Here is an 11,894-nt window from a genome sequence, read left to right as displayed (position 1 = left end):
CCTGGATACCAGCTGCCTCCAGGTCTGAAACCAGGGGATGTGCGCCACCAGGGCCGTTCAGGTTTACCAATGCGGAGGTCATACAAATCAAGAGGTTAAGCGGGGAACAGCGACACAGTTCGCAAGTCGCAGGCCATGCCACCGCCACGCCGGTGCCGGGAAAGCTGCGAATCCCAATGATATGGCACAAGTCTTGCGTCATTTGCAGCGGGCGTAACGACGCGCCCAACCTTAGCGAATGCACTGCGGGTTCTGCGCACAACGACGTGCGTAATGGTGTGCCTCATACCGGGTTGACAGCCCGGATCCCTGTTTTTCCGGGAGAGAGCATCATGATTTCCACTCAATTTTTGACAAATCAGACAGATCCGCTGGTGTTGGCGAACTACCGCTGCGTTGCTGCGCCTTATCCCGGCGCCGAGGCCATTCACCGCGCCCAGCCCGCCCGTTGCCCATCTGCTGCCGCGTTCGCCGTGGCATGACGCTTGCACATTGGACCTTGAAAATGACATCGAATCAATCTGGAGTAGCCCCATGAAAAAATCAAAACTGGTGATGGTCGGCAATGGCATGGCCGGCGTTCGCACCCTTGAGGAGCTGCTCAAGGTCGCCCCCGACCTCTACGACATTACAGTCTTCGGCGCCGAGCCCCATCCCAACTACAACCGCATCCTGCTCAGCCCCGTGCTGGCCGGTGAGCAGACGCTCGACGAAATCGTGCTGAACAGCTGGGACTGGTACAAGGACAACCACATTACGCTGCATGCCGGCAAAAAAGTGGTTGAAGTGGACCGCATCAAGCGCGTGGTCCGCGCCGAAGACGGCACCGAAGAGGAATACGACCGCCTGCTGATGTGCACCGGCTCCAACCCCTTCATCCTGCCCGTGCCCGGCAAAGACCTCAAGGGCGTGATTGCCTACCGCGACATCGCCGACACCAACGAGATGATCGCCACAGCCCAGAAGTACAAAAAAGCGGTGGTCATCGGCGGCGGCCTGCTGGGCCTGGAAGCGGCCAACGGCCTGATGCTGCGCGGCATGGAAGTCACCGTGGTGCACGTCATGCCCTGGCTGATGGAGCGCCAGCTTGACGACGTGGCGGGCAAGCTGCTGCAAAAATCCCTGGAAGACCGCGGCCTCAAGTTCATGATCGGCGCGCAGACGCAGGAACTGGTGGGTGGTGAAGACGGCCGCGTGACCTCGATCAAATTCAAGGATGGCACGGAAGTGGCCACTGACCTCGTGGTCATGGCGGTCGGCATCCGGCCGAACACACAGCTCGCGGAATCCATGCGCCTGCACTGCAACAAGGGCATCGTGGTCAACGACACCATGCAGACCGTCACCGATGCGCGCATCTACTCGGTCGGCGAATGCGCAGCCCACCGCGGCATTGCCTATGGCCTCGTGGCCCCGCTGTTCGAACAGGCCAAGGTTGCAGCCAACCACCTGGCGCAGTTCGGCATAGGCCGCTATTCCGGCTCGCTCACGTCCACCAAGCTGAAGGTCACCGGCATCGACCTCTTCAGCGCCGGTGAATTCATGGGTGGCAGCGGCGCTGAAGAAATCGTGATGAGTGACCCCTTTGGCGGCGTCTACAAAAAACTCGTCATCAAGGACGACAAACTCATCGGCGCCTGCCTTTACGGCGACACCGTGGACGGCAGCTACTACTTCAAGCTGCTGCGTGATGGCCGCAGTGTGGCCGACATCCGCGACAAGCTGATTTTCGGAGAGTCCAACCTCGGCGACGCAGGCCACGAAGGCCAGAACAAGGCCGCACTGATGGCCGACGACGCCGAAGTCTGCGGCTGCAACGGCGTCAACAAGGGCACGATCTGCAAGGCCATCAAGGAAAAGGGCCTGTTCACGCTCGATGAAGTACGCAAGCACACCAAAGCCAGCGCATCGTGCGGCTCCTGCACCGGGCTGGTCGAACAGATCCTCATGTTCACCGCCGGCGGCGACTACTCGGCCACGCCCAAGCTCAAGGCCATGTGCGCCTGTACCGACCACGGCCACCAGGCGGTGCGTGACGCCATCCGCGCCAACAAGCTGCTCAGCATCTCTGACACCTTCAAGTTCATGGACTGGAAGACGCCCAACGGCTGCGCCACCTGCCGCCCTGCCGTCAACTACTACCTGATCAGCACCTGGCCAAAACAGGCCAAGGACGATCCGCAAAGCCGCTTCATCAACGAACGCAGCCACGCCAACATCCAGAAAGACGGCACCTACAGCGTCATCCCGCGCATGTGGGGTGGCGAGACCACGGCGAGTGAGCTGCGCCGCATCGCCGACGCGGTCGATAAATACAAGATCCCGACCGTCAAGGTCACCGGCGGGCAGCGTATCGACTTGCTGGGCGTCAAGAAGGAAGACCTGCAGAACGTCTGGAAAGACATCGGCATGCCTTCCGGCCACGCCTACGCCAAAGCCCTGCGCACAGTCAAAACCTGCGTGGGCAGCGAATGGTGCCGCATGGGCACACAAGACAGCACGCAAATGGGCAAGGACCTGGAGCGCGCCATGTGGCGCATGTATGCACCGCACAAGGTCAAGTTTGCCGTGAGCGGCTGCCCGCGCAACTGCGCCGAATCCGGCATCAAGGACGTCGGCATCATCGGTGTCGATTCGGGCTGGGAGATGTACATCGCCGGCAACGGCGGCATCAAGACGGAAGTGGCCCACTTCTTCACCAAGCTCAAGACGGCCGCCGAGGTGCTCGAATACACCGGCGCCTTCTGCGAGCTCTACCGCCAGGAAGGCTGGTACCTGGAGCGCACGGTGCACTACGTCAACCGCGTCGGCCTGGACTATGTGAAGAAAAAAATCCTGGAAGACCACGAAGGCCGCAAAGCCCTGTGGGAGCAACTGCAGTTTGCGCTGGACGGTGAACCGGACCCCTGGTTCGACCTGAAGGAAGCGTCGGTAGACGCCCGTCAGTTCGAAAAACTCACGCCCGCCTGACCGGCTGCCCGTCTTAAGCCTGAATTGAGAGATCACTATGTCTGAATGGAAAAAAATCTGCCTGGTCACCGACATCCCGGTGCTCGGCTCGCGACGTGTCTCACGCGCCAAAGGTATTGACGTGGCCGTGTTCCGCAATGACCAGGACCAGGTGTTTGCGCTGCTGGACCGCTGCCCGCACAAGGGCGGCCCGCTGTCGCAGGGCATCGTGTTCGGCACCAGCGTGGCCTGCCCCCTGCACAACTGGACCATCGGCCTGGCGGACGGCTGCGCCAAGCAGCCCGACGAAGGCTGCACGCCCAAATTCACCTGCAAGGTGGAAACAGGCCAGGTCTTCCTCGACGCTGTCGAGCTGGACACGCTGGCGCTGGATTTGCACCCCCCCCGCGCCGGCCCGGGTGCAACCAGTGGCGCATTGGGTGATGAGAGCTTCAGCGTGCAGGCGCCTCACACGGCATAAACCGCATCACCGGAATAAACACGAAGGCTCCCTGAACATTCATGACTGATACCCGATCAACTTGCCCGTATTGCGGTGTCGGCTGTGGAGTGATTATTGAGTCGCAAGGCGACGAAATCACCGGGGTACGCGGTGACCCGGATCACCCGGCCAATTTCGGGCGGCTGTGCACCAAGGGCTCAACGCTGGCGCTGACCGCGACGGCGGCCGTTACGCGACAGACGCGCTTGCTGCAGCCGATGCGGCGCGAACATCGGCATGAAGCGCCCAAGCCGGTGTCCTGGGACAACGCGCTCGGCTTTGCCAGCGAAAGCTTTGCGCAGATCATCCGCGAGCATGGGCCCGATGCGGTCGGTTTTTACATTTCAGGCCAATTGCTGACGGAAGACTATTACGTCTTCAACAAGCTGGCCAAGGGTTTGATCGGCACCAACAACRTCGACACCAACTCGCGCCTGTGCATGAGCAGCGCGGTGGCGGGTTACAAACAAACGCTGGGCGCAGACGCACCGCCTGCCTGCTACGACGACGTGAACCACGCACAGTGCATTTTCATTGTCGGCAGCAACACCGCCTATGCGCACCCGATTCTGTTTCGCCGCATTGAAGACGCCAAGGCGGCCAACCCGGCGATGAAAATCATTTTTTGCGACCCGCGCCGTACCGACACGGCCGAGATCGCCGACCTCTACCTGGGTATACAGCCGGGCACCGATGTGTCGCTCTTTAACGGCATGCTGCACATCATGCTGTGGGAAGGCTGGGTTGACGCGGCCTACATTGCGGCGCACACCACGGGCTTTGACGCGCTCAAGGCCACGGTGCGCGACTACACGCCCGACCTGGTGGCCGAGACCTGCGGCATCAAAAAAGAAGACCTGCTGGCTGCCGCGAAACTCTTCGCCACTTCGGCCACCACGCTGAGCCTGTACTGCCAGGGCCTGAACCAGTCCAGCAGCGGCACCGCCAAGAATGCCGCACTCATCAACCTCCACCTGGCCACAGGCCAGATCGGCAAACCGGGCGCCGGCCCCTTTTCATTGACGGGGCAGCCCAATGCCATGGGCGGGCGCGAAGTGGGCGGCCTGGCCAACCTGCTGAGCGCGCACCGCGACCTGGCCAACCCCGATCACCGCGCCGAAGTTGCTGCGCTGTGGGGCATCCCCTCTGTGCCTGAGACACCGGGCAAGACAGCTGTTGAAATGTTCCAGGCCGCGGCGGACGGCGAGATCAAGGCACTGTGGATTGCCTGCACCAACCCGGCTCAGTCCATGCCCGACCAGGCCACGGTGCGCCGCGCGATGGAGCGCGCCGAACTGGTGATCGTGCAGGAGGCCTTTTCCACCACGTCGAGCTGCGACTACGCCGACCTGCTGCTGCCGGCCACGACCTGGGGCGAAAAAATCGGCACGGTGACCAATAGCGAACGCCGCATCAGCCGCGTGCGGCCGGCCGTGGCTGCGCCGGGGCAAACGCGGCATGACTGGTCGATTGCGGTGGACTTTGCCCAGCGGCTTGAGAAGCTGCTGCCCGGCCGCACGGCAAGCGGCACTACCCTCTTCCCTTATTCACTCACCGATGAAGCCACCGGCGCGGAAACCATCTGGAACGAACACCGCGAATCCACCCGCGGCCGCGACCTCGACATCACCGGCTTGAGCTACGCCCTTCTGGACGATGGGCCGCAGCAGTGGCCCTTCAAGCCGGGCGATACGGCCGGCAAAGTGCGGCTGTATGAAGACGGCATCTTCCCCACCACCGATGGCAAGGCCCGCTTTGTCAACACCGTCTACAAGCCGGTGGCCGAACCACGCGAATCACGTTATCCGTTTTCCCTGACCACCGGACGGCTGCGCGACCAGTGGCACGGCATGAGCCGCACCGGCACGCTGGGGCGCCTGTTCGGCCACGTGGCCGAGCCCTGCGTGCAAATGAATGTGCAGGACATGGCGCGGCGCCTCTTGAAAGACGGCGATCTGGTGCATGTGACATCCAAGCGCGGCTCCATCGTGGTGCCGCTGCAGGCCTCACCCGAGGTGGCGGTGAGCCAGGCCTTTATCGCCATGCATTGGGGCGAAGAGTATTTGAGCGGCCAGTCGACCGGCGGCACACCGCTGGCGGGTGTCAATGCGCTCACCACCTCGGCTTATTGCCCCAGCTCCAAACAACCCGAACTCAAGCACGCTGCGGTGAAGATCCTGAAAGCCGAAATGCCGTGGACGCTGCTGGCGATGGCCTGGCTGCCCGAGGGCGATGCGCTGGCGGCGCGTGAGCAGCTCAAGCCGCTGATGGCGCAATTTCCCTTCACCAGCTGCGTACCGTTTTCCAACAACACACCGCTGGCCGACCGCAGCCTCGAACGCACCGGCGTGCTGTTTCGCGCGGCCAGCCATGAGGCGCCGCCTGACGAAACACTGGCCGCGCTGGAACGCATCCTCGGGTTGGATGCGGCCGATGTGCTGCGCTACGCCGACCGCAAAAAAGGCCAGCGACGCACCATGCGCCTGGTGCGCAACGGAGGCGACGCCCACCTCGCAGGCTTTGTGCTGGCGGGAGATACCAGCGCCCAGGCCTGGATCAAAACCCTGCTGCAGGACGAGCTGGCCGCGCAGTCCTACGGCCGCCTGTTGTTGCTGCCCGGCGCCAGGCCACCGGTGGCGGTGCAGTCGCGCGGCAAGCCGGTGTGCACCTGCTTTAACGTCAGCGACATGGCCATTGACGAACACCTGTCGCTACTGGCAACCGGCGGCGGCGGGGCCGGCCACCTGGGCACCGACGAAGAGCGGCTGGCGTCCCTGCAGTCCACGCTCAAGTGCGGCACCAACTGTGGTTCGTGCGTGCCGGAACTCAAGCGCCGGGTGCGGTCGTCGCGCAACGACGCTCCACCTTCAGCACCCCGTACCGTGATCCCCATCCGGCAAGTGGCTTAAGTTCATAACGAAAAGTTATCTGCGTTAGCGGACAATCACCTTTATGGGCATTAGCCAATACATCAAGGAAATCGGTCGCGGCAAGGATGGCGCCCGCGCTTTGTCGCGCGAGCAAGCCACCGACCTGATGGGCCAGGTGCTGGACGGCACGGTGACCGATCTCGAAATTGGCGGCTTTTGCCTGGCCATGCGCATCAAGGGTGAAACGCCCGAAGAGATGGCGGGTTTCCTCGATGCGCTGCACCAGCGCCTCAATCACCTGCCCGTCAGCGACAGCCCCACCGTGGTGCTGCCCAGTTACAACGGCGCGCGCAAGTTGCCGGTGCTTACGCCGCTGCTGGCGCTGCTGCTGGCGCGTGAGGGCGTTCCAGTGCTTATCCACGGCACACCCACCGAATCGAGCCGGGTTTTTGCATCAGAAGTGCTCCTGGCCCTAGATATACCTGCGCAAGCAGCTATTAAAAAGATAGCAAATGGCGAGGTGGTGTTTGCCCCGACCGAGCTGCTGCTGCCGGCGCTGAAACGCCTGCTGGACGTGCGCCGCGCGGTCGGCCTGCGCAACCCGGCACACAGCCTGGTCAAGATCATGACGCCCTGCCTGGGCAAAAGCCTGGTCGTCAGCAGCTACACACACCCGGAATACGCGGTGTCGATGGCGCAAACCTTTGAGCTGACAGGCGCCAATGCGCTGCTGCTGCGCGGCACCGAAGGCGAAGTGGTGGCCGATGCGCGCCGCATGCCGCAGATGGAAGCCTTCGTCGGCGGGCAGCGCTCACTGCTGCAAGAGACACAGCCCGGCACGCTGGCCTCCATTCCCGACTTTCCCAAAACAGTGGACGCAGCCGCCACAGCGGACTACATTCGCGCCGTGCTCGCAGGCGACCTGCCTGTGCCGCCTTCGATCGCCCGTCAGGTGGAACATATCTTGCACTTGCTCCCTCAAATCAAGCAGCCTCACATCACGACATCATGAACAACGGAAAAGTCACTTTGGTAGGCGCAGGCCCCGGCGATCCGGAACTGCTGACCCTCAAGGCACTGAAAGCCATCCAGCGCGCCACCGTGCTGCTGGTGGACGACCTCGTCAGCGACGAGATTGTGGCGTTTGCGCGGCCCGAGGCCCGCGTCGTGTATGTGGGCAAGCGCGGCGGCTGCAAGTCCACGCCGCAGGCCTTTATTGAAAAGCTCATGCTGATGGCCGCGCGCGAAGGCGAAGAGGTCGTGCGGCTCAAGGGCGGCGACCCATTCATCTTCGGCCGTGGCGGCGAAGAAGTTGAACACCTGCGCGCCGCGGGCATTGAAGTGGAAATCATCAACGGCATCACCGCCGGCCTGGCCGCCGTCACTTCGCTGGGCGTGCCGCTCACGCACCGCGAGCACGCGCATGGCGTGGTGTTTGTCACCGGGCATGCCAAACCCGGCGACACCGGCACCGACTGGAAGGCCCTGGCCGCCACCGCGCACAGCGCACGCCTCACACTGGTGATTTATATGGGCGTCAGCGGCTCCGAGCGCATCCAGGACGAGCTGCTTTCGGGCCTGCCCGCCGCTACGCCGGTGGCCGTGATCCAGAGCGCCTCGCTGCCCACGCAGCGCCACATCACCACCACGCTGGGCGCGCTGGCCGGCGCCATCCGCGAAGCCGGCCTGGTCAGCCCCTCCGTCATCGTGGTGGGTGACGTGATCAGCGGTATAGCGCTCGCCGCCGCGCATCCTGACGCAGTCCGCGTGGCCTAAGCGCCTGTTTACGATCTAAACACGCGTCACACCGCTGTCATGCGCTGTGCCTAAGCTCCCGGTCTTTCGACTGGAGCATTCATGTCCCTCCGTTTTCTGGCCGTCGCGCTGCTGGCGCTCAGCATGGCCTCTGCGCAAGCGCAAAGTTTTTCATTCGGCCTGTGGGGTGATATGCCCTACCAAAAAGCCGGCGACGATCCCAAGATTCCCGCGCTACTCAAAAGCATCAACCAGTCGGACATCGCCTTCTCGATTTACGACGGCGACATCAAGGACGGCAGCTCCAAGTGCACCGACGACATCTATGCGGCAGCGCTCACCATGTTCGGCGAGCTGAACAAGCCCGTCATCTACGTACCCGGCGACAACGAATGGACGGACTGCCACCGCCTGAACAACGGCGGCTATGACACCCTGGAACGCCTGACCCACCTGCGCAAAACCATGTTCCCGACCACCCGCAGTCTGGGCAAGCGCACCCTGCCGCTGGTTCACCAGGCCCCCCTGGGCGAGAAGTTTGTGGAGAACACGCGCTTTGCGCATCGCGGCATCATTTTTGCCACGCTCAATGTGCCGGGCAGCAACAACAACAAAATACTGGACGAAAAGGACTGCACGCAAAAAAGCGCGCGCACCGCCGCGCAGTGCGAAGCCTCCAACACCGAATACCTGGAGCGCGACGCGGCCAACGTGCGCTGGCTGCAGGAAGCCTTCGCCCAGGCCAAGGCCAGCAAGGCGCGCGGCCTGGTGCTGGTGATCCAGGCCGACCCCGGCTTTGACCTGCCGGAAACCGAAGACAGGGACGAGAGCCAGGCGCCGGGCGTCAGCGGATACCGCAACTTCATCAGCAGCGTCATCGCCGAAACAGAGCAGTTCTCCGGCCAGGTGTTGCTGGTGCACGGCGACACGCACTTCTTCAAGGTCGACAAGCCCCTCTACAGCCCCAGCAAGCTGCTGGCCAACCTCACCCGCCTGCAAACTTTCGGCAGCCCGCTGATCCACTGGGTGCGCATCACCGTGGAGCCGAAGAACCCCAACGTGTTCACGATCCAGCCGGTCATCGTCAAGCAATAAGCTCCGGCCCCCAGAGGCCGTGCAGGCGGGGCAAGCGCTGCACGGCGCTCTCATCCCACAGCTACACTCCCGACATCAAAACAACAGCAGAGGGAACGGCGCGATGCTTGAAAAACTCAATGAATTGACGGAAAGCCACGGCGAGCTGCGCCGCGGCAAGGGCCTCATGAGCGGAGTGGTCGCCCTCAGCCTGGGTGTGCTGTGCTTCCTGGGTGTGCTGGCCTTTCACTTCCCCGAATACCTCACCACACCGGAACTGCGCAAGAGCTACAACGTCGACGTGATCCGCATCGTGATGTTCACCTCGCTGGTGATTGCCGGCGGCATCTCGCTGGTCAACATCATCTTCAACCGCTCGCGCTGGCTGGCCGGTGCCGCCTTTTTGCTGGTGGTGGCCACCGCGCTGCTGGGTGGGCACAAGGTGCCGGTGAACGACTTCGCCGACAACACGCCTTACATCGGCCTGGACTGGTTCATCCTTGACCTGCTGGGCTCCTCGCTGATCTTCATCTTCATTGAAAAGCTGTTTGCGCTGCGCAAAGAGCAGCCGGTGTTTCGCGCCGAATGGCAAACCGACTTTCACCACTTCATCGTCAACCACATGATCGTGGGCTTTGTGTTGCTGGCAACCAACTTGCTGGTGCACAAGTTCTTCGGCTGGGCTGCCAACGACGGCATACGCGGCTGGGTGCAGGGCCTGCCCTTCTGGGGTGGCGTGTTGCTGATCGTTCTGGTGGCCGACCTGGTGCAGTACTGGACCCACCGCGCCTACCACGAGGTGCCGATTCTGTGGCGCCTGCACGCCGTGCACCACAGCGCCAAAAGCATGGACTGGCTCGCCGGCTCGCGCCAGCACATCCTGGAGCTCTTGATCACCCGCACGCTCATCCTGGCACCCATCTACGTGCTGGGCTTTTCCAAGGAAGTGATCGACGCCTACATCGTGATCGTCGGTTTCCAGGCGGTCTTTAACCATGCCAACGTGAGCGTGCGCTTGGGCCCGCTGCGCTACGTCATCGTCACACCCAACTTCCACCACTGGCACCACAGCCAGGACCAGGAAGCACTGGACCGCAATTACTCGGCGCACTACGCTTTCATCGACTATCTCTTCGGCACGGCCGTTAAAAGCACCAGGCTCTGGCCGGAGCGCTACGGCGTGCTGGGCGACTACGTGCCGAACGGCTTTTTGAAGCAGCTGAAGTTTCCGTTTACCTGGAAGGGCTGAAGTTTCTCATCATGATTTGCTATGGTTTTTATAGCTGCTTGCGCTCATCCATATTGGCCCAGAGGCTGATTTGACACATCAATTCGATGTGATCGTGATCGGCGCGGGTGCAGCCGGCCTGTTCTGCGCTGCCCAGGCCGGGCAGCGGGGCCTGAAGGTGCTGCTGGTCGACCATAGTGAGAAGGTGGCCGAGAAGATCCGCATCTCGGGCGGCGGCCGCTGCAACTTCACCAACCGCGACGCCACGCCCGCCAACTTCCTGAGCGAGAACCCGCACTTCTGCCGTTCGGCCCTGTCGCGCTACACCCCGCAGGATTTCATCGAGTTGCTGCAGCGTCACAACATTCCGTTTCACGAGAAGCACAAGGGCCAGCTGTTTTGCGATCGTTCGGCCGAAGACGTCATCAACATGCTGCTGGCCGAGTGCGACGCCGGGCATGTCACGCGCTGGCAACCCTGCACCATAAAAAGCATCAAATACGGCTCCAGCCCTTATGGAAATGGCGCAAGCAGCTATCAAATTGAGAGYGATCGCGGGCCGGTCGAAGCGCCGCAAGTGGTCATCGCCACCGGCGGCCTGTCGATCCCGAAGATTGGTGCCACCGATTTCGGCTACCGCATCGCCAAACAATTCGGCCTGCGGCTGGTGGAGCCGCGCGCCGCGCTGGTGCCGCTGACCTTCGACGGCGAAGGCTGGGCACCCTATGCCCAGCTGGCCGGCCTGGCGCTGCCGGTGCTGATTGAAACCAGCCCGGCGGATGCGACGCCCAAACAACGCAAAAAGGCTGTCGTGTTTTCGGAAGACCTGTTGTTCACCCACCGCGGCCTGAGCGGTCCGGCAGTCCTGCAAATCTCCAGCTTCTGGCGCGAAGGCCAGCCCATCCGCATCAACCTGGCACCCGGCGTGGACCTTCCGGCCCTGCTGCTGCGCGCCAAGGCCACCTCCAAAAAACTGATCGCCAACGAACTCGCCACCCTGGTGCCCAGCCGCCTGGCCGACGCATGGGTCAGCCGGGACCCTGCCCTGCAGCGCCCCATCAGCGAAGCCACCGACAAGGCCTTGCTGGCCCTTGCGCAACGCCTGGCCGACTGGGAACTCACCCCCAACGGCTCCGAAGGCTACAAAAAGGCCGAAGTCACCGTTGGCGGCGTAGACACCCGCGATTTATCCTCCCAGACCCTGGAATCGAAGCAGCCAGGCCTCTATTTCATCGGAGAAGTCGTCGACGTCACCGGCTGGCTGGGCGGTTACAACTTTCAGTGGGCCTGGGCCAGCGCCTACGCCTGCGCGCAGGCCTTGGCCGCAAGAGCGGCCGACTGAGCCAAACAAAATCCCCAATTTCCAACGGAAACACCGGAAAATAAAGGGCCCCAGCGAAGCGAGGGCCCGGACCCCTCCCCTACCAGCATGAGCCGTGGAACCGGCTTTGCCGGGCCACAGGCGGGCGGCCCCCTCGGGGGGCAGGGAGTTACACGAAGTGAACGACCGTGGGGG

General features: G+C 62.7%; 9 protein-coding genes. All 9 read left to right on the top strand.

Annotated elements, in window-relative coordinates:
* Window positions 1-332 precede the first annotated feature (332 nt).
* Window positions 333-482 carry a hypothetical protein gene (locus AC1D1X_RS06030; protein ID WP_477671576.1) on the top strand — a complete coding sequence of 50 codons (150 nt, stop codon included), beginning with the start codon at window positions 333-335 and terminating at the stop codon, window positions 480-482.
* 52 nt (window positions 483-534) lie between these two features.
* The gene (gene nirB / locus AC1D1X_RS06025) at window positions 535-2,970 is read left to right on the top strand and encodes a nitrite reductase large subunit NirB (protein WP_477671575.1); all 2,436 of its coding nucleotides are present in this window, start codon (window positions 535-537) and stop codon (window positions 2,968-2,970) included.
* A 37-nt stretch (window positions 2,971-3,007) separates the two neighbouring features.
* Window positions 3,008-3,430 (top strand): nitrite reductase small subunit NirD, encoded by a 423-nt coding sequence (gene nirD / locus AC1D1X_RS06020; protein WP_477671574.1) that lies wholly within the window; start codon window positions 3,008-3,010, stop codon window positions 3,428-3,430.
* Window positions 3,431-3,471: 41 nt separating this feature from the next.
* Window positions 3,472-6,360 (top strand): nitrate reductase, encoded by a 2,889-nt coding sequence (locus AC1D1X_RS06015; RefSeq protein ID WP_477697972.1) that lies wholly within the window; start codon window positions 3,472-3,474, stop codon window positions 6,358-6,360.
* 43 nt (window positions 6,361-6,403) lie between these two features.
* A complete protein-coding gene (gene ybiB, locus AC1D1X_RS06010; protein ID WP_477671572.1) occupies window positions 6,404-7,333 on the top strand; it encodes a DNA-binding protein YbiB in 930 nt (309 codons plus the stop codon).
* On the top strand, window positions 7,330-8,097 hold the full coding sequence (gene cobA, locus AC1D1X_RS06005) for a uroporphyrinogen-III C-methyltransferase (RefSeq protein ID WP_477671571.1): 768 nt from the start codon (window positions 7,330-7,332) through the stop codon (window positions 8,095-8,097). The genes ybiB and cobA overlap by 4 nt, the downstream gene beginning before the upstream one ends.
* A gap of 81 nt (window positions 8,098-8,178) precedes the next feature.
* Window positions 8,179-9,171, top strand: coding sequence for a hypothetical protein (locus AC1D1X_RS06000; protein ID WP_477671570.1), 993 nt, complete (start codon window positions 8,179-8,181; stop codon window positions 9,169-9,171).
* Window positions 9,172-9,274: 103 nt separating this feature from the next.
* Window positions 9,275-10,399: a sterol desaturase family protein gene (locus AC1D1X_RS05995; RefSeq protein ID WP_477671569.1), complete on the top strand. Its 1,125-nt coding sequence runs from the start codon at window positions 9,275-9,277 to the stop codon at window positions 10,397-10,399.
* A gap of 70 nt (window positions 10,400-10,469) precedes the next feature.
* Window positions 10,470-11,720 carry a BaiN/RdsA family NAD(P)/FAD-dependent oxidoreductase gene (locus AC1D1X_RS05990; RefSeq protein WP_477671568.1) on the top strand — a complete coding sequence of 417 codons (1,251 nt, stop codon included), beginning with the start codon at window positions 10,470-10,472 and terminating at the stop codon, window positions 11,718-11,720.
* Window positions 11,721-11,894: the final 174 nt, after the last annotated feature.

The organism is Polaromonas sp. P1_G4, assembly GCF_056405475.1.
Note: the sequence above shows the minus strand (reverse complement) of the source record. Positions and strands in the feature narration are given on the sequence as shown.